The organism is Roseisalinus antarcticus (assembly GCF_900172355.1).
In the GTDB taxonomy this organism is placed as follows: domain Bacteria; phylum Pseudomonadota; class Alphaproteobacteria; order Rhodobacterales; family Rhodobacteraceae; genus Oceanicola; species Oceanicola antarcticus_A.
On sequence record NZ_FWFZ01000018.1, the window covers coordinates 1 to 17,423 of the forward strand.

The window sequence follows — 17,423 nt, forward strand, 5'->3', positions numbered from 1 at the left end:
GTCATGGTCGATCCGGCGTTCGAAATCCACAGACGAATGACCCCAAGCAGGTAGGCGCTCGCGCCACTCCCAGTTGGGCTCAAGATCCTGAGGCGTCAAAAGATTAGGCATCAATGCGCGGGACATGCTGTGTTCCTTCGTCAGATGGGATGAGTGGTGGTGCGGTCAGGTCGCCAGCAGATCGGCGAGCCAGTCACCGACCTGCGTGCGATATTTGTAGGGACGATTGTTCGCCACGTGGGTGCCGTCCTCGATCATGTTCAGCACGCTCTCGCCGCCGACCGACCGCGCCAGGCGCCCGGCATGATCGGCCGGCAGAACGCGATCCAGGGCAGCGCCGACGATATAGACCGGGCAGCGGATCCGCCCCGCGACGCCCTCCAGCGTCATGCGGGCGGCGACCTCGCGGGCGGCCTCCTCTCCGGCGGCGAAGCTGCGTGCGATGAAGGCCTCCCGCGTCAGCGGCGGCGCCCGGTCGAAGGCCTCGGCGAAGTCGAACGGCCCGGTCAGCGAGACGCAGGCGCACAACCGGTCTACAAAAGCCGCGGCACGGGGCGCGTAATAGCCGCCGAGGCTGACGCCCCAGACGGCCAGGCGGTCGGCGTCGATGTCCTTGCGCGTGGCGAGATAATCGACGACGGCGGCGACGGGCTCTTCATAGGCCGGATGGATCGGCAGGTCGTATTCGGCCTCACCCTGGCCCGGTCCATCGAAGCTGAGAGTCGCGAGACCGCGGCGCAGGAAGACCTCTTCGTTGGAATGCATCTCTTCCTTGGCGGAATCGAGTCCCATGACCATGATCACAAGCGCCGGCCGCGCGACGCCCGCGGGCTTGCGCAGGATCCCGGCCAGGGTGTGACCGTTCCAGTCGATCTCCACCCGCTCGCCGGGGCAGTCGATCAGGGCAAGCGCCTTTTGCCGCGCGGCGACCGCGCGCATGTGCGTGCCGCGCATCTGCTCGCGGTCATGCACGAAGAGGAACTTGCCGAAATGGTGGCAGACGGCGGCGGTGGTGTAATGCTCTCCGGCGCTCAGCCGGTGCCCGCGGTCGAGGGACGCGTCCCCAAGCGATTCATGGACGGCGCCGCGGTCAGTCCAGGCGCTGCACCAGTCCTCCCACCGGGTGATGCTTCCGGTCACGTCCTGGAAATCCGCAAGCGGCACGCCGTTGGAGACGAATCTGTGGGACCAATGGGCGGCGGCAGAGACGATTCTGGGATCGACCGCTCCGGATGTCGGTGCGCTCATCTGACGGCGCCTTTTCAAATTGAACTACTTGGCAGGTAGACGGGGCGGCCCGAACGGATCCGGGCCGCCCCGCGATGGCGTTTACATGTTCTCGGCTTTCCAGGCGGCGACGTCGGCCTCGACCTCGGCGTGGTCGAAATCGTTCGCGGCGGCCAGGTAGTGATCGTTGAGGATCTCTTCGGCCGGGAACGTCGCGTCGAGCATGTCGACATCGACCATCTCGCTGATCACGCTCGACCAGATCTCGTGGCGCACATCGCCGAAGACGTCGGCCTCGGGACGGTGCAGGTTCTGTGCGGCCTGCAGGAAGATCGTCCCGAGCTCTTCGTTGATCCAGTTCTCGGGGTCGGCCTCCATCGCGATGGCGCGGGTGGTCTCAAGATCGACGAGACCGGCGTAGGACGACTTGGCCCAGGCCCGCAGGAAGCCCTGCACCAGCTCTTCGTTCTCTCCGCCGATGCTGTCACCGCGGACGGCGAAGTTGTTGGCCGGCATCTTGCTCATCTCGTCCGGCAGAACCGACCGGATCATGATGCCCTGCGAGCGGATCGCGACGAAGTCGGAGATCGCGCCCACGACGGCCGATACCTGGCCGTTGCTCAGCGAGTTGGCCAGCAGCGGCGCACTTTCGCCCAGAACGGCGATGGTCACGTCGTCCTCGCTGAGGCCGGCATGGCCAAGCGCGGACAACAGCAGGCCACGGTCGCTTTCGCCGACGATGCCGATGGTCGTGCCACCCAGATCGGCCAGCGAGGCCGCCTCGTTGTCCTCGAGCACGAAGATGCCCTCGACGGCGTTGTGCATCACCTCGTAGACCACGTCGAAGTCGAAGCCCCGCTCATGTGCGAGGATCACCTCGGACGGGTCGAGCGCGGCAAGCTGCACCTGGCCGTTCTCGAGGAACGCGGTTGCCGGCAGGTCGCCGCCATTGACCAGTTCCACCGAGATGCCTTCGTCGGCGAAGTAGCCGAGCGCCTCGCCCACCAGAAGCGGATACCAGGCCGTGTGGCGCGGCAGCGGGGTGAGCACGTCGATCTCTTGCAGATCCTGCGCCATTGCGGGGGCGCCAAGGGCAAAGGTGCATGCCGTGGCGATTGCGGTAAGAGTCTTGTTCATCAGGTCCTCCCTATGGATGCTATGGTCCGTCGGTCACTCGGCAGGCTTCATTGCCTTGAGCAATCCGGCGTGTCGCGCACGCATCCGACGCGAGATTTTTGTCATCAGGTCTTCGTGCCGCCAGAAGACGATCTGGCGGTCGGCAAAGGTCGCGGTGCCATAGAGCAGCAGCCCCATCACCGTCAGCATGATCAGGCAGGCGAACGCCTGAGGCAGTTGCAGCTGGAAGCTGAATCGCTGGATCAGCACGCCCAGGCCTTCGCTGGCCGAGACGAATTCACCCACGATGGCGCCGATCAGGGCCAGCGAGATGCCGGTCTTGAAACCCGCCATGATCACCGGCATCGCGCCGGGCAACTGCAGGTGACGGAAGATCAGCCAGCGGCTGGCGCGCATCGACTTGAACATCTCGAGGCTCTCCTCGTCGACCTGCATCAGCCCGGTCAGCGAGTTGATGAAGATCGGGAAGAAGCAGATGATCGCGGCGATGGCCATTTTCGGCTCCATCCCGAAACCGAGCCAGGCGACGATGATCGGCGCGATGGCGATCCGGGGCGTGACCTGCAGCGCGACCATGTAGGGCGAGACAAGCCGCCGGAACGTCGCGCTGAGCACGCTGAGCACGGCGATGGTGACGCCGAAGGACGCCCCGACGGAGAAACCGACGAGCACCTCGGTCAGGGTTACGCCGAAATGCGACCAGATCAGGCCGCGGCTGATCGACAGGTCCCACCAGGCCACGACGACCGCAAACGGCGACGGCAGGATCAGCGCCGAGACCCAGTTGAACTGGACCGCCGCTTCCCAGATGCCGATGAAAATGGAGAAGACCAGCAGGTGCTGGGCCCAGTGGGGAATGCCACGGGATTGCGTCTCGTCCTCGGCTGCAAGGCCGGTGTCTGCTTCGGTGGTCATATGCTGGCTCCCAGGATGTCGCGCACCTTGAAGGCGAGATTGTTGAAGGCTTCGGTCTTGGTGATGCTGATGTCGCGGGGCCGGGGCAGGTCGACCTCGACGATCTCGGTCAGGCGGCCGGGGCGGGGGGTCATGACGAACACCCGGTCCGCAAGAAAGACGGCCTCCTGGATGTTGTGCGTCACGAAGAGGATCGTCGCCTGAAGGTCCCGCTGGATCCGCAGCAATTCGACGTTGAGCCGCTCGCGGGTGAATTCGTCAAGCGCCCCGAAGGGCTCGTCCAGCAGCAGGATTTCGGCGCCTGTGTTCAAGAGCCGGGCCAGCGCCACGCGCTGCTGCATGCCGCCCGAAAGCTGGTTGGGATACGAGAACTCGAACCCCTCCAGGCCGACCAGATGCAGAAGCTCCAGCGCCTTGATATGGTCCTTGTCGGTCGCCCCCGTGGTCAGCGTCTTGGGCAGGATCACATTGTCGAGCACGTTCTTCCAGGCCAGCAGCGTCGGCTTCTGGAACATCATCCCGATCTCTTCGCGCGGGGTGCCGGCCGATTTGCCGAGCACCTCCATCTGGCCGCCGCTACGCCGCAGCAACCCGGCCACCAGCCGCAAAAGCGTGGATTTCCCGCAGCCGGACGGGCCGATCAGAGAGATGAACTCACCCGGCTTGACGTCGAAGTTGACGTCTTCCAGCGCGACAACGCTCCCCCCTGCAAAGGTCATCCCGAGGTTGCGGGCCTCGATAATCGCCGGCGCCGTATCCATTCCGCGTTCACTCCTTGCGATGGTCATGTCGGGTTTCACGTTCATCTCGCCCTCTTCGATTTCAGATCGTCCGGCCGCCGCGACATTGGCCCGCGCGGCCGGTGGATGGTCAGGCGTCCGCCTTGTCCCGTTCCGCGCGCAGGGACGCGAGGTGGGGGTATTTCTCGGTCAGAAGCGAGCCATGGTAATAGGTCGCCCGGTAGGCCTCGGTGTCGCGGATCGCGTCCAGCCAGGTGCCGATCGCCGGATGGTCGGCCCAGACGGTGTCAAGGTTGATGTCGGCCATGCGCACGATGACCGGCATGATCGACAGATCGACCAAACTGATGTCGGCCCCGAGGATCCACGGCCCGCCAGATGCGTCCAGCCAACTGGCCATCCGCTCGACGCCCCGCTTGAGCCGGCCCATTGCCTCGTTCATGTCCGCCTCGGAAAAGCCGGTGCGACCCATCTTCATCAGGAACTCGCGGCGCAGGGGCTTGCTGTCGCAGAGCGCCTGGAATTCCTCCTCGGACATGGCCTGGAAATGGGGCAGGAACGCGAGGTTGTAGGACGGGATCCGGATCGCGGGCGTCGGCACCTCGTCGACGAAGCGCATCATCGCGCGCAGCTCGGCCGCCGCGACCGGGTCGGTCGGGCGCATCGGGGTGACGTCGGGAAACACGTCCTCGAGATATTCCAGGATGACGGCGCTGTCGGTGATGACCCGGCCGTCATGGACCATGGTCGGCACGACGCCATTGGGGTTGATCGCCAGATATTCCGGCTTGAGCTGATCGCCCGAGAACAGGTCCAGCTTGATCTCGTCGAAGGTCAGACCCTTCGCATGAAGCGCATAGCGCACCCGCTGGCTGCAAGTGGATTGCGGCGCGTTGTGCAGGGTGATGTCGGTCACGTGTGAACTCCTCCCAGAGTGCGGACCGGGCCGCGGACAGCCCGGTCCAGGTGTGGCAAGGCGGCCTTATTCGGCGGCTTCGGCGACCTCCAGGCCGGTCGGATAGGGGGTCTCCTCGCTTTTCAGTTCGAGGCCGGCATGCTGGGCGACGGTCTCGAGGATCGCCGCGAAATCCTTGGCGAGATAGGCGTCGGGATCGTCCTTCAGATGCGCCATTCCGAAATGCGCCTGCAGCGCCTCGCGGGTGGTTGCGGTCACCGGCATCGGCACGTCCAGCTTGCGGCCGGCGGCGAGGCCGAGGTCGAGGTCCTTGCGCAGAAGCTCGGGCGTGAACGTGGTGGTCCAGTCCAGGTTGATCAGCGCATTCGTCTTGTAGCGGGTGAAAATCGAGCCCATGACCGAATTGTTCATGAAGTCGAGGAACGCCGTGCGCGGCACGCCGGCCTTTTCCGCCAGGACGGTGATCTCGACGAGGTTCTGGGTCACGACGCCGAGGAAGACGTTGTGGGCGATCTTGCAGAACCGCGCCAACTCGCCCTCGCCGACATAGGACACGCCGTTGGCGGCCACCGTCCCGATGATGTCCTCGACCTTCGAAAAGACATCGGCGGGGCCCGAGACCACGGCGCTCAGCTTGCCGGACTTGACGCATTTGCCGTTGCCGGAGACCGGCGAGCACATGAATTCCGAGCCGCGGGCATTCACCCGCTCGCGCAGATCGGCGGATTGATCGACCGAGATTGAAGACCAGTCGACAAGAATGCCGGGCGACGTCTCGCCGCTGAGCACGCCATTCTCGCCGAAATAGACCTGTTCGACGTCCGCGCCGGTCGAGACCATGGTGCAGAACACGTCCACGCCGGCCAGATCCTTGGGGCTGTCCACAAGGGTGGCCCCGGCGGCGGCCAGCGGCTCTGCCTTCGATCGGGTCCGGTTCCAGATCTTCACGTCGTAGCCAGCTTTCACAAGCCGTTCGGCCATGGGATACCCCATACGGCCCATGCCAACCCATCCGATCGTCAATTTCGTCATAGCGAAGCTCTCCATCTTCTTTTTCATCCGAGCGGGCCAGGACCTGTCCCGCCCCTTTGCGCGAGCGCCGTCACCCTGACAGACCTGAGCACTCCGCCTGTCCGGCCCCCGATGCATTCAAAAGGCACGTGCCGCCCCATCGCGGACGAAGCAGCACGGTGACTTTGTGCAATCGGTTGCGTAGACGTTATTCAGCTTGCGCAAGGCGTGTCAAGCGTCAAGCAACAAAGAGTCTTCAGGTCGTCGACCAGCCCGGATAGGGATTGGGCGCGGCGATTGCCGTTCGTCACTGGACAAATGACGCAATCGTTTGCATGCTCGACCTGTGCCGACTCTCGGTTCATGACACCGGCGACACTGCAAAGGCCCGACATGACTGACTATCCCATCGAACTTTACCAGATTGCCCTTGTCGTTCTGGGGCTTGCCCTCGGCGGCCTTCTCAAGGGGGCGACCGGTGCCGGGGCGCCGCTGGTGGCGGTGCCGGTGATCGCGTCGATCTTCGATGTCCGACACGCCATCGTGATCATGCTGGTGCCCAACATCGTCATCAATGTCTGGCAGATCTACAAGCACACCACCGACCGCCGGGAGACCCGCAAGGGGCTGGTGGTTGCCATCGGCACGCTGCCGGGCGTCCTGATCGGCACCTACCTGCTGACCCGGCTGAGCAGCGATGTCCTGTCGCTGTGCCTGGCGCTTCTGCTGTTCGCCAATGTGGTCTTCCGGCTGAGCTCTCCGCAATTCGCCCTGTCGGAGAGGGTGTTCGGGAAGATCGCCGTGCCGATGGGCGTGGTCATCGGCCTCATGCAGGGCACGCTGGGGATGTCCGGCCCCGTGGCCCTTGCGTTCCTGAACACGCTCAGGCTGCAGCGGGACCTGTTTATCGTCACCATCTCGATCGTGTTTCTGGCCACGTCCACCGTCCAGTTGCCCGCGCTCTATGCCAGCGGTCAGCTTTCCCTGCCGCTGATCGGGCTCAGTTGTCTGGCGATCCTGCCGATTCTCGCGATGCTCCCGGTGGGCAATTACGTCGGATCACGGCTGAGCCGCGAGCAATTCAACTGGCTGATCCTGGCGGTGATCTCGGTGCTGGCAGTGCGCCTGTTCTGGCGCGCAATCGCTTGAGGGTGCCGTCAGGCCGAGAGCGCCGCGATGAGCGATTCGCGCCGCATCGGCAGATCCGGGATATGACAGCCGGTCAGACGCTGAACCGCATTGCCGACCGCAGCGGCCGTGGGGCCCTGGACCGCTTCGGCACAGCCAAGCGCCATGTCCCCGGGCCGCTCGATCAGGCTGACCGTGACCTCGGGCACCTCCGAGAACCGCAGGATCGGGTAGTCGGCCCAGCTCGCCGTGCCGACACGCGCGCCGTCGAGGTCGATCTTCTCCTTCAACGTCCAGCTGAGCGACTGCAGCACCCCGCCCTCGATCTGGTTGATCGCCCCGTCGCGCGAGATGATCTCGCCCATGTCGACCGCCACGCGGACATCGCTGACGCGCACCTCGTCGTCGAGCGTCACCCGCGCCAGCACCGCGGCCCAGGCGGCCGTGCCCTTGTAGCGGGCCAGACCGATGCCCCAGTCCTGATCCTCGCCGCCGCCACGCAGGTCCGCCGACATCTCCTCGAGCCGGTCGAGCGTCGCGATGGCGCGGGGGTCGGTCAGGTGGGCGCGGCGATAGGCGAAACTGTCCGCCCCGGCGGCGATGGCGGCGGCCTCCAGCGCGGTTTCGATGGCGTAGACGTTCACATGGGCGCCGAGTGCGCGCAGCGAAGAGGTCCGCCAGGGCAGGCCGGTCACCAGCTTGCGGTCGACCGCCACCGAGGGCAGGTCATAGAGCGGCCGCGCGTTGCGGGCCGCCCCGCCGCCGCGTTCCGCGGGCAGGTCCTGCGGCTCTGGCATCGCAATGGGCGGGTCGAGCAGCTGGGCTGAATAGAGGCAGGGCGCGCCGAAACTGGTGGGGCGCATGGCATGGGGCGGGCTGGTCACGCTGACCTGCATCGCCGTCATCCGGCCGTCGTCCCCGGTCCAGATCCGCGCCTGCGTCGCCATCGACGCGCCAAGCGGCGCCACGGTGAATTCATCCCGCCGCGACCACAGCACGCGCACCGGACGACCCGGCACCGCCCGCGCCAGAAGCGCCGCGTCGAGCGCCGCGTCGTCGGCCCCGTTGTGGCCATAGCACCCCGCTCCGGCAACGTGGCGCACCCGCACGGCGTCTTCCGGCAGGCCCACGACCGAGGCGATGGCCGCTCGCAGCGGAAAGACCCCCTGCGTATGGGACCAGACTTCCAGCGCGTCCTGCGACCACAGGGCGATCGCGGCGGACGGGCCGATAGAGCCGTGGGTCAGGAACCCGCGGCGCGAGGTCAAGTCGACCTGCGCGGGGCCTTGCGGCAGGCTCTCACCGTCCTCGGACAGGCGCTCCACCGGGGCGTTGCTCTGGGCAAATAGCCGCTCCACATTCGTCTCCGGAGGCTCTTGCGCGGTCCAGGAGAGGCGATCCGCGGCCCAGTTGGCGACCTTGATCGCCGCGGCCTCGCTCTCGGCGATCAGGCCGATGAAGCGGCCGTTGACGACGACCTCGACAACGCCGGGCCGCGCCCGGAGCGCCTCGGTGTCAAGAGGTTCGGCGAGACTGGCCTGCGGGCTTGGCGGATGCAGGACGCGGCCGACCAACATCCCCTCCATCCTGAGATCGTGCAGGAACGGCGCCCCGACGAGCTGGGCAGTCAGGTCGCGATGATCCGATACCTCGGCATGCGCACCTGCCGCCCTGGGGGCGGCGTGATCCGTCACCGGCTGGCGCAGGTCCGTCTCGCCCGCGAGCGCCACGAGGGACAGGCCGGTCGGCGCCCCCCCCTTGAGGATCTCGCCCGCCGTGACGGCAAGCTCGTCGGCCGCGCATCCCAGCCGCCGCGCGGCCTCGGCGAGGCAGAGCGTCCGGAGCGCCGAGGTGGCCATCCGGATCGCCTTGCCGCCCTGGGTCATCGACAGGCTGCCCGCGGTAAAGCCCTCGTTGGGCGCGGCCGCGGTGTCCGGCGGACAGATCACGAGCCTGTCCAATGGCAGATCGAGCTCCACCGCCGCGATCCGCGCGAATGCCGCCAGGACCCCCTGCCCCAGCTCCGACCGCCCGCTGCGGATCGAAAGGGTGCCGTCGGCCTGTGCCGCGATCCAGTCGGACACGAGCGGGGCCGTGGTCAGCCCGGGATTGATCGGCGCCATCGTTCAGTCTCCTGCCTGCATCGTCCGCGCCGCGTCCTGCAACGCGGCAAGGATCCGCAGATGCGTGCCGCAGCGGCAGAGGTTGGGGTCGATGGCCGCGGCAAGGCTGGCGCGGTCCGCCGCCCCGCCCGCGTCGAGATGCGCCTTGGCCCGCATCAGGATGCCCGGCAGGCAATAGCCACATTGCGCCGCCTGATGCGCCTGGAAGGCCGCCGCAAGCGGGTGCGGGGCGCCGTCGGACACCAGCCCCTCCGCCGTTTCGACCGCCGCGCCCTCGACCTCGGACAGGGGCAGCGTGCAGGAGAACCGGGCGGTGCCGTTCACGATCACCGTGCAGGCGCCGCAGGTCTCTTCGCCGCAGCCGACCCGCGTGGCCTGCAGCCCGAGGTGATCGCGCAGGACATAGAGAAGCGGTGTGTCGGCCTCGGCGGTCAGCGCGACCACGGTGCCGTTCACTGTAAGATGCGCAGATCCCAAGCGGACCTCCTTGCTGTTGCGTCCCGCTCGGCGCCTAGTCCCAGTTCAGGATGCGCGGCAGTTTGCGATGTTTGGCCAATGTGCCGATGATCCCGTTGGGAAAGAACATCAGCGCGACGGCCATGATGACCCCGGTCGCCATGATGTTCACCGCCGAGGCGCCCAGCGTCGCCACGAAGAATTCGTTGAACGCCACGATCAGGACCGCGCCCAGCGCCGGGCCCGCCACGGTGCCCTTGCCGCCGAGGATGCACATCAGCACCATGTTCACCGAGATCAGGATCACCAGGAAGATATTGGGCCGGATATAGGTCAGATACTCGCCCCAGACAGCGCCCGCCATGCCGACGAAGAAGGCCGAGATCGCGCAGGCCAGCACCTTGTAGAACCGGGTGTCGATCCCCGCGCTTTCGGCCTTGACCTCGTCCTTCGAGATCGCGCGCAGGCCCAGGCCGAACTTGGAATGCCTGATGCGGTAGGAGGCCCAGAGCGCGAAGGCCGCCATGGCGAGGAAGGCGTAGTAATACGGCAGCTTCGCCCATTGAACGTCCATATCGTTGGCTTGAAGCGAGACGCCCGCGGCGCCGCCCACGAAATGCCAGTTCTCGAAGGCGATGCGGAAGATCATCACCAGCGCCAGCGACGAGATGATGAAGGACGGCCCCCGCACCCGCAGCGTGATCAGCCCGATCAGATAGCCCAGGGCCGCGGCGACCAGCCCCGCGATCGGGGCGATGATGATCGTCGAGATCCCGAGCCGGGCAAAGACCATGCCCGCGAAATAGCCGCCCACCGCGAAAAACACGTTGTGCCCCAGCGAGATATACCCCGCGTAGCCGCCCAGGATGTTCCACCCCGACGCCATCACCACGTAGCACAGCGTATAAAGCACCAGGTGGATGAGATAGTTGTAGTTGCCCACAAGTTGCAGCGCCGGCAGCGCGGTCAGCAGCGCCAGCAGAAGCAGCGGGAACCAGGTCGCGCGGGACTTGTCCGACACCTGCGAGAGGCCGGCATTGTAGGTCTTGCGCTGTGCGAGAATATCGCTCGTTTCACCGATGTTCGACATCATGCCATCTCCGGTTTTTCGCCGAACAGGCCCTGCGGACGCACCAGCAGGACGACGAACAGCGCCAGGTAAAAGGTCAGCACCGACCAGGTCGCGCCGAAGAAATAGCCGACGAAGGCCGCCAGCACCGACAGCACATAGGCCGCCACCACCGTGCCCAGGATCGAGCCCATGCCGCCCAGGACCACCAGCGACATCAGCACGGCGACCCATTCCCAGTGTTTCGACGGAAAGAACGAGAAGACGAAGGACACCAGCGCCCCCGCCGCACCGGCCAGGCCGATCCCGATGGCAAAGCTAACGAGCCCCACCATGTTGACGTTGACGCCCATAAGCTCTGCCGCCTCGCGGTTCTGGGTCGTGGCGCGGATGGCGTAGCCAAAGCGCGAATACTTCAGGAACAGGGCCAGCGCCGCGATCAGCGCGAGCGAGACCATGCCCGCGTAAAGCTGCCCCTTGGGAATGAAGACCGAGCCGATGAAGAACGCATCCGTCGCATAGCCCGGCGAGGTCACCCGCTGGGTGTTGGTAAAGGCCGTGGCCAGCCCGCCCTCGACGATCATCGCGATCGCGAAGGTCAGAAGCACGGTCATCTCGGAATATTTCGCCGATTTCGCCTCACGCTCGAAGATCAGCTTGTAGAGCAGCACGCCAGTCGCGGCGAGGATGATCGCGGCGACGGGCAGGGCGATCAGCGGGTCGACCCCGTATAGACGAAATCCCCAGTAGGCGACATAGGCGCCGCCCATGATCAGCGAGGGATGGGCGAGGTTCACGATCCGCATGACCCCGAACACAAGGCTCAGCCCCGAGCCCATGAGGGCATAGACCCCGCCCAGGGCCAGCCCGAGCACAACGATCTGGATGATATCGGCCATTACGCCACCTTCTTTCCGCCGAGGTACAATTCCTGGATCCGGTCATCTTCCAGCACGTCGTTCGCGGGCCCCTCGAAAAGGCTGCGCCCGAGATCGAGCACCAGCCCCCAATCGGCATTCCGCAGCCCCAGAAGGGCGTTCTGCTCGACGATCAGGATGGTGATCCCCGTGTCGGCCATGACTTTCATGATGTCGAAGACCTGCTGCACGATCTTGGGTGCGAGGCCCAGCGACGGCTCGTCCAGCATGACGATGTCGGGCCGCAGGATCATCGTGCGGGCCATGGCCAGCGTCTGCTGCTGGCCGCCCGACATGGTGCCGGCGTGCTGGTCGCGGCGCTCCTTCAGGATCGGGAACTGCTCTTCGATCTCGTCGACGCGGCGTTCCAGATCGGACTGATCCTTGAGGGAAAAGCCGCCCATCCGCAGATTCTCGCGTACGGTCATCTTGGGAAACAGCGCCCGTTCCTGCGGCACGAAGCAGATGCCTTTCTGCAGGATCTGGTCAGGCCGCAACCCGGCAAGGCTTTCGCCCTTGAAGCGCACGTTGCCCGAGCGCACCGGCAGCATTCCGCAGATCGCCTTGAGCAGGGTGGATTTCCCCGCGCCATTGGGGCCGATAATGCAATGCACCTTGCCCGGCTGCACCGTCAGCGAGGCCCCGTTCAGGATCGCCGGACCGTCGCCGTAGCCCGCGACGATATCCTTGACTTCGAGAAGCTCGCTCATTCCTCAGCCTCCAATACACCGCCCAGATAGGCATCGAGCACGGCCGGATCGGCGCGGACCTCCTCGGGGGTGCCCTCGGCGATGACGGTGCCCTGCGCCATCACGACGACACGGTCGGACAGGCGCATGATCAGCTCCATGTTGTGTTCCACGATCAGGACGGTTAGGCCCTTGGCGTTGAGCTCGCGGATATGGCCCACGATCTCCTCCAGCAGGGTCGGGTTCACGCCGCCCGCGGGCTCGTCCAGCAGGATGATCTTGGGGTCGCTCATCAGCAGCGCCGCGAGGTCCATCAGCTTCTTCTGGCCGTAGCTCAGGTTCGACCCGTCCTCCTGCGCGATCCGGGTGATGCCGAGAAAATCGAGGATACCCATGGCCTTGGCAATCTCCGCCTCGCTGAGCGCGGGGCGAAACATGTCGCGCCAGCCTTCGGTCCGCGACTGGCAGATGACGTTTTCCAGAACCGTCATGTCGGCGAGGTTGCGCGAGATCTGAAAGGTGCGCGACAGCCCGCGCCGGGTGATCTGATGCGGCCGCAACCCGTCGATCCGCTCGCCATCAAGCCAGACCTCGCCGGACGTCGGCGCCATGGTCCGACTGATGCAGTTGAACGCCGTTGTCTTGCCGGCGCCGTTCGGCCCGATAAGCGCGGTTATTTCGCCCTTTCGGACGGTGAAGCTGCAATCGTCGACGGCGCGGATGCCGCCGAAACGCTTGCTCATATTCTTGACCTCGAGCATGCCCGGCCCTTCAGTTCAACATGTTTTGGAAAGTGTCCCGGGGCGCCGCGCCGACGCCTCCGGGACACTCGATGTCCGGCCCTAGAAGCCGTCCTTGGGATGGCTCAGCTCGGAGACTTCGGGGAATTCGTCCGTCGGATAGACGAACTGCAGCTCTCCGCCGTTCCACTGTGCGATCAGGAACGGCTTGTCGATCGGCAAGCCACGGGAATCCCACGAGAACCGGCCGAGGATCGTCCGCACGGGCTCGTCGGCCGTGCGGGCATAGAGCCACTCGCCCATGGCCGCGTTATCGGTCGTTCCCGCGCCGCGGATCGCCTGCTCGATGCCCTGGCAGACCGCGAAGGGGATGGCCGAGTCCTCGTCGGGCTCGGCGCCATAGGCCTCGCTGAAGGCGTCGACGAAGTCCTGGTTGCTGAAGGGCTCTCCGTTCAGCTCGCCGTTATAGGGCGCGGAGGGGTGCCAGGAGGTGTGCATCAGGATCGATTCCGACGCGTCGCCGGTGCCCTCGTAGAACTCCGCCTGGGTGCCCTGGCTGTAATAGACCATCATCGGCTCGGCCCGCACCGTCTGCAGGGCGCGGGTCAGCTGCACGGCCTCTTCGGCCGAGGCGGTCAGGGCGATAATCAGGTCGGCCTCGGACCGCTTGATCGAGTTGGCGAGGTTCAGCCAGTCGTTGAAGCCCTCTTCCGGCCATTTCTCGGAATAGACCACCTCGATCCCGGCTTCGGCGAGATAGCCGGGCGCCATGTCCTCGACCACTGAGCCATCGGCGGGGTCGATCACCTCGGTGCCAAGAAAGCCCGCTTCGACGGCATTGGCAAAGAAGTCGTCCGCCGCGACCACGGCCGCGGTCTGCGGGCGGCTGCCCTCGTCGATCAGGTCGGCGATCATGCCGGTGAGCGAGACCCCGATGTATTCCGCCGCGTTGGGCTGGAAATAGAACAGGTTCTGGTGGCCCTGGGTATAGATCCGCAGCGCACCGCCGGCCGGAACCGGGTGCACGTAGCCGTTGCGCGCCAGGATGTTGGCCACCGGGAAGGACAGGCGCGACGAGAAGGTGCCGAACACCGCGTCCACGCCGTCCACATTGATGAAGCGCTCGTACTGGTTGATTGCCGTCGCCGGGTCCGAGCGGTTGTCCGAGACGATCAGGTCGACCTGCTCGCCCATGATGCCGCCGCCCTCGTTGATCAGGTCCACGCACAGCTCATAGCCTTGCTGGTGCTTGGTGCCCGCGATCGAGAACGCGCCTGTCAGCGGCAGCGATGCCCCGATCTTGATCTCGGCCAGGGCGGCGGTGCCGGCCAGCGCGATGCAGGCCGAGCCCGCCAATAGTCCACGAAGTCGCATGTCTTTCCTCCCTAATATTTCGAACCGTCCTGCTGCCCCCGGACCCCGCCCTCCTCGCGGCGCCCGGACACATTTTCGTCGAAGCCCGCCCGCCGGGTCCAGGTCCGTCCGTTGTGGGCGACCGGATCAGACGGGAGTGCGGTCAGCGCCGCGGAAGGTCACCGAACACGCCCTCTGGTGTGCCGGGCGACCCGAACTCCGAACAGGTGCAAACGATTGCGCGCCAAGTATGCTGCGAGCCACGGTGCGCTGTCAAGTTGGATTGCGAGATGAATTTCGACCCTGCGGGGTGCGACAGTTCGGGCGGGGTTTGCGCTGACGCAGGGGTAATCGGCAGGGAAGTGGTGCACCTGAGAGGATTCGAACCTCTGGCCTCTGCCTTCGGAGGGCAGCGCTCTATCCAGCTGAGCTACAGGTGCGTTCTGGACGCGTCATTAGCAGCGCGGCGGCGGACCCGCAACGGGCAATCTTGGCGCCGCGTTCAGGCGAAACGCCGGGGCGAGAAATCGGCGATGTCGAAATTCGGCGCCCGGCCCTGCGCCATGTCGGCCACGATCCGGCCGGTGATTCCGCCGAGGGTCAGGCCGATGTGCTGGTGCCCGAAGGCCAGGATCATCCGGGGCGAGGCCGCCGACGGCCCGATCACCGGCAGCGAATCCGGCATGGTCGGCCGGTGCCCCAGCCATGTGTCGTCCGGTGCGCCAAGGTCGCCGAACATCTCGGCCGACCGGCGCCGCAGGTACTCGGTGCGGGCGGCGTTGAAGGGGGCATCGACGGAGTCGATCTCGACCGTGCCGGCGATCCTCAGCCCCTGCGCCATCGGTGTCGCGTAAAAGCCGCCCTCGGCCCAGCCCACCGGGCGCGAGATCAGCGCACCGTGGTCGCGGTAGATCAGGTGATAGCCGCGCTCGGTCCCCAGCGGCAGCGCCTCGGCCCCGGTCCCCGCGATTCGGGCCGAACGGGCGCCGGCGGTGACGGCGACGTGACCGGCCCGCAGGCTGGTGCCATCGGGCAGCCGCACCGTCACGCCGTCCTCGTCGGGGCGGCATTCGGTGACCTCCTGCGCGAGGTAGGTGCCGCCCAGCGCCTCGACCCTCGCCTGCATCCGGGTGACCAGCGCCATCGGGTCGATGACATGCCGCGCCCCGCGAAAGCGCAGGCCCGCATGGACGGTCAGGCGCAGGTTCGGCTCCGCCTGCCGGACCTCGTCGGGCGAGAGCTCGTCGAACGCCACCCCCTGCAACCGCCGCATCGCATTGCTGGCGCGCTCGGCCTCGAACCCGGCCCTGGTGGACCAGATATTGAGACAATCGTTGGCGACCATCAGGTCCTCGGCCCCGGCTTCGGCGATCAGCGGGTTCAGCCCGGCATCGGCGTGGGACAGGATCCGCCCCAGCGCCCGGCTGATGTGGCGCACCCGGCCGGGGCGGCAATTGTTCAGGAAGGACAGCATCCAGCGCGGATGCGTCAGCCCGTGCCACAGGTTGAAGCCCAGCGGAGAGTCCTGGCTGAACAGCAACCGCGGCAGATCGGCGAACAGGGACGGGCTGTTGACCGGAATGCAGGCATAGGTCGCAAGCGTACAGGCCGACCCGTAGGTGGTGCCCGACCCGGGCGGGTTCGGGTCGCAGATCGCCACCCGCAGGCCCTGTTTCTGCGCCCAGAGCGCCGAGGACATGCCGACGATCCCGGCACCGATGACAACGAGGTCGAAATCTTGATGTGTCATCACCAAATCCGGTCGTTGGCCCCGACGGCGCTCAGGCGAAAAGGTCGTGGCACAGTTCCAGCGCGTCGACCAGCACGTCGACCTCCTGGGTCGTGTTGTAAAGCCCGAAGGACGCGCGGCAGGTCGCCGTCAGTCCGAGGTGATCCATCAGCGGGCCGGTGCAGTGCTGCCCGGCGCGGACCGCGACGCCCTTCTTGTCGAGCACTGTCGAGATGTCATGGGCATGCGCCGCGCCATCGAGCGTGAAGGAGAAGATCGCGCTCTTGTCCGGCGTCGTGCCCTGGAGCGTCAGCCAGTTGAGGCCGGTCAGACGCTCGCGGGCATAATCGCGCAGGCTGTCCTCGTGCGCCGCGATCGCATCCATCCCGAGATCCATCATGTAGTTCAGCGCGACCCCGAGGCCGATTGTCTGGACGATTCCGGGCGTGCCCGCCTCGAACTTCATCGGCGCGTCGTTGTAGACCACCCCGTCCTTCGAGACCTCTCGGATCATGTCGCCGCCGCCGAGGAAGGGGCGCATCTCGGCCATCCGCTCGGGCCGGACGTAGATCGCGCCTGACCCCGAGGGGCCATAGAGCTTGTGACCCGTGATCGCGTAGAAATCGCAGCCCAGATCGGCCAGGTCGACCGGCATGTGCACCGCGGCCTGGGAGCCGTCGACCAGCACCGGCACAGCCTGCCGGTGGGCGCCCTCGGTGATCGCCTTGATGTCGACCTTGGTGCCCAGCACGTTCGAAAGATGCGTCACCGCGATCAGCTTGGTGCGCGGGGTAATCGCATCCAGCACCTTTTGCGGGTCGAGCGCCCCGGTCGCATCCACATCGACCCAGACCAGCTTGACGCCCTGCCGCTCGCGCAGGAAATGCCAGGGCACGATGTTGGCGTGATGCTCCATCACCGACAGGATGATCTCGTCGCCGGCCTCCATCCGCGGCATGGCCCAGCCGTAGGCCACCATGTTGATGCCCTCGGTGGTGCCGGAATTCAGGATGATGTCATCCTCGGACGGCGCGTTGAGGAACCGGGCGATGGTCCCGCGCACGCCCTCGTATTTCTCGGTCGCGAGGGTCGAGAGGTAATGCAACCCGCGGTGCACGTTGGAATATTCCTGCGCATAGGCCCGGGTGATCGCGTCGATCACCACCTGAGGCTTCTGCGCCGAGGCCCCGTTGTCGAGGTAGACGAGGGGCTTGTCGTTGACCGTGCGGGACAGGATCGGAAAGTCCGCCCGGATGGCTGTGACGTCATACAT

General features: G+C 66.1%; 16 protein-coding genes and 1 tRNA gene. 1 reads left to right on the plus strand and 16 read right to left on the minus strand.

Annotated elements, in window-relative coordinates; genetic code table 11:
- Window positions 1-165: 165 nt before the first annotated feature.
- From ROA7023_RS15045 to ROA7023_RS15070, 6 genes are all read right to left on the minus strand, one after another.
- Window positions 166-1,248: an alpha/beta hydrolase family protein gene (locus ROA7023_RS15045; RefSeq protein WP_085879865.1), complete on the minus strand. Its 1,083-nt coding sequence runs from the start codon at window positions 1,246-1,248 to the stop codon at window positions 166-168.
- A gap of 81 nt (window positions 1,249-1,329) precedes the next feature.
- Window positions 1,330-2,364: an ABC transporter substrate-binding protein gene (locus ROA7023_RS15050; RefSeq protein WP_085879866.1), complete on the minus strand. Its 1,035-nt coding sequence runs from the start codon at window positions 2,362-2,364 to the stop codon at window positions 1,330-1,332.
- Between the two features lie 33 nt (window positions 2,365-2,397).
- Window positions 2,398-3,279, minus strand: a complete 882-nt coding sequence (locus tag ROA7023_RS15055) for an ABC transporter permease (RefSeq protein WP_085879867.1) — start codon at window positions 3,277-3,279, stop codon at window positions 2,398-2,400.
- Window positions 3,276-4,085, minus strand: coding sequence for an ABC transporter ATP-binding protein (locus ROA7023_RS15060; RefSeq protein ID WP_085879868.1), 810 nt, complete (start codon window positions 4,083-4,085; stop codon window positions 3,276-3,278). The genes ROA7023_RS15055 and ROA7023_RS15060 overlap by 4 nt, the downstream gene beginning before the upstream one ends.
- 64 nt (window positions 4,086-4,149) lie before the next feature.
- A complete protein-coding gene (locus tag ROA7023_RS15065; protein ID WP_085879869.1) occupies window positions 4,150-4,935 on the minus strand; it encodes a glutathione S-transferase family protein in 786 nt (261 codons plus the stop codon).
- 66 nt (window positions 4,936-5,001) lie between these two features.
- Window positions 5,002-6,084 (minus strand): NAD(P)-dependent oxidoreductase, encoded by a 1,083-nt coding sequence (locus tag ROA7023_RS15070; protein WP_085879870.1) that lies wholly within the window; start codon window positions 6,082-6,084, stop codon window positions 5,002-5,004.
- A 255-nt stretch (window positions 6,085-6,339) separates the two neighbouring features.
- Between ROA7023_RS15070 and ROA7023_RS15075 the strand changes: the two genes are divergently transcribed.
- Window positions 6,340-7,095 carry a sulfite exporter TauE/SafE family protein gene (locus ROA7023_RS15075; protein WP_159458542.1) on the plus strand — a complete coding sequence of 252 codons (756 nt, stop codon included), beginning with the start codon at window positions 6,340-6,342 and terminating at the stop codon, window positions 7,093-7,095.
- An 8-nt stretch (window positions 7,096-7,103) separates the two neighbouring features.
- Here ROA7023_RS15075 and ROA7023_RS15080 read toward each other — a convergent pair whose 3' ends face one another.
- From ROA7023_RS15080 to ROA7023_RS15125, 10 genes are all read right to left on the minus strand, one after another.
- A complete protein-coding gene (locus ROA7023_RS15080) occupies window positions 7,104-9,197 on the minus strand; it encodes a molybdopterin cofactor-binding domain-containing protein (protein ID WP_085879872.1) in 2,094 nt (697 codons plus the stop codon).
- A 3-nt stretch (window positions 9,198-9,200) separates the two neighbouring features.
- Window positions 9,201-9,674 carry a (2Fe-2S)-binding protein gene (locus ROA7023_RS15085; RefSeq protein ID WP_085879873.1) on the minus strand — a complete coding sequence of 158 codons (474 nt, stop codon included), beginning with the start codon at window positions 9,672-9,674 and terminating at the stop codon, window positions 9,201-9,203.
- Between the two features lie 34 nt (window positions 9,675-9,708).
- Window positions 9,709-10,746: a branched-chain amino acid ABC transporter permease gene (locus ROA7023_RS15090; protein ID WP_085879874.1), complete on the minus strand. Its 1,038-nt coding sequence runs from the start codon at window positions 10,744-10,746 to the stop codon at window positions 9,709-9,711.
- Complete coding sequence (locus ROA7023_RS15095) at window positions 10,743-11,621, minus strand: branched-chain amino acid ABC transporter permease (protein ID WP_085879875.1); 879 nt, start codon at window positions 11,619-11,621, stop codon at window positions 10,743-10,745. Before ROA7023_RS15095 ends, ROA7023_RS15090 begins: the two co-directional genes overlap by 4 nt.
- A complete protein-coding gene (locus ROA7023_RS15100; RefSeq protein ID WP_085879876.1) occupies window positions 11,621-12,349 on the minus strand; it encodes an ABC transporter ATP-binding protein in 729 nt (242 codons plus the stop codon). Before ROA7023_RS15100 ends, ROA7023_RS15095 begins: the two co-directional genes overlap by 1 nt.
- On the minus strand, window positions 12,346-13,071 hold the full coding sequence (locus tag ROA7023_RS15105) for an ABC transporter ATP-binding protein (RefSeq protein WP_200812531.1): 726 nt from the start codon (window positions 13,069-13,071) through the stop codon (window positions 12,346-12,348). Before ROA7023_RS15105 ends, ROA7023_RS15100 begins: the two co-directional genes overlap by 4 nt.
- A 99-nt stretch (window positions 13,072-13,170) precedes the next feature.
- Window positions 13,171-14,442, minus strand: coding sequence for an amino acid ABC transporter substrate-binding protein (locus ROA7023_RS15110; RefSeq protein ID WP_085879878.1), 1,272 nt, complete (start codon window positions 14,440-14,442; stop codon window positions 13,171-13,173).
- 342 nt (window positions 14,443-14,784) lie between these two features.
- Window positions 14,785-14,861 (minus strand) — tRNA-Arg (locus ROA7023_RS15115).
- A 62-nt stretch (window positions 14,862-14,923) separates the two neighbouring features.
- Window positions 14,924-16,171 carry an NAD(P)/FAD-dependent oxidoreductase gene (locus ROA7023_RS15120; protein WP_085879879.1) on the minus strand — a complete coding sequence of 416 codons (1,248 nt, stop codon included), beginning with the start codon at window positions 16,169-16,171 and terminating at the stop codon, window positions 14,924-14,926.
- Between the two features lie 31 nt (window positions 16,172-16,202).
- Complete coding sequence (locus ROA7023_RS15125) at window positions 16,203-17,423, minus strand: cysteine desulfurase (protein ID WP_085879880.1); 1,221 nt, start codon at window positions 17,421-17,423, stop codon at window positions 16,203-16,205.

Bases quoted from the DNA above. Each gene is read 5' to 3' on its own strand.
- ROA7023_RS15095 (WP_085879875.1), bottom strand. From the start codon at position 11,621: ATGGCCGATATCATCCAGATCGTTGTGCTCGGGCTGGCCCTGGGCGGG.
- ROA7023_RS15120 (WP_085879879.1), bottom strand. From the start codon at position 16,171: ATGACACATCAAGATTTCGACCTCGTTGTCATCGGTGCCGGGATCGTC.
- ROA7023_RS15055 (WP_085879867.1), bottom strand. From the start codon at position 3,279: ATGACCACCGAAGCAGACACCGGCCTTGCAGCCGAGGACGAGACGCAA.
- ROA7023_RS15070 (WP_085879870.1), bottom strand. From the start codon at position 6,084: ATGCATCGGGGGCCGGACAGGCGGAGTGCTCAGGTCTGTCAGGGTGAC.
- ROA7023_RS15045 (WP_085879865.1), bottom strand. From the start codon at position 1,248: ATGAGCGCACCGACATCCGGAGCGGTCGATCCCAGAATCGTCTCTGCC.
- ROA7023_RS15060 (WP_085879868.1), bottom strand. From the start codon at position 4,085: ATGAACGTGAAACCCGACATGACCATCGCAAGGAGTGAACGCGGAATG.
- ROA7023_RS15090 (WP_085879874.1), bottom strand. From the start codon at position 10,746: ATGATGTCGAACATCGGTGAAACGAGCGATATTCTCGCACAGCGCAAG.
- ROA7023_RS15125 (WP_085879880.1), bottom strand. From the start codon at position 17,423: ATGTATGACGTCACAGCCATCCGGGCGGACTTTCCGATCCTGTCCCGC.
- ROA7023_RS15080 (WP_085879872.1), bottom strand. From the start codon at position 9,197: ATGGCGCCGATCAATCCCGGGCTGACCACGGCCCCGCTCGTGTCCGAC.
- ROA7023_RS15075 (WP_159458542.1), top strand. From the start codon at position 6,340: ATGACTGACTATCCCATCGAACTTTACCAGATTGCCCTTGTCGTTCTG.
- ROA7023_RS15050 (WP_085879866.1), bottom strand. From the start codon at position 2,364: ATGAACAAGACTCTTACCGCAATCGCCACGGCATGCACCTTTGCCCTT.
- ROA7023_RS15110 (WP_085879878.1), bottom strand. From the start codon at position 14,442: ATGCGACTTCGTGGACTATTGGCGGGCTCGGCCTGCATCGCGCTGGCC.
- ROA7023_RS15100 (WP_085879876.1), bottom strand. From the start codon at position 12,349: ATGAGCGAGCTTCTCGAAGTCAAGGATATCGTCGCGGGCTACGGCGAC.
- ROA7023_RS15105 (WP_200812531.1), bottom strand. From the start codon at position 13,071: ATGAGCAAGCGTTTCGGCGGCATCCGCGCCGTCGACGATTGCAGCTTC.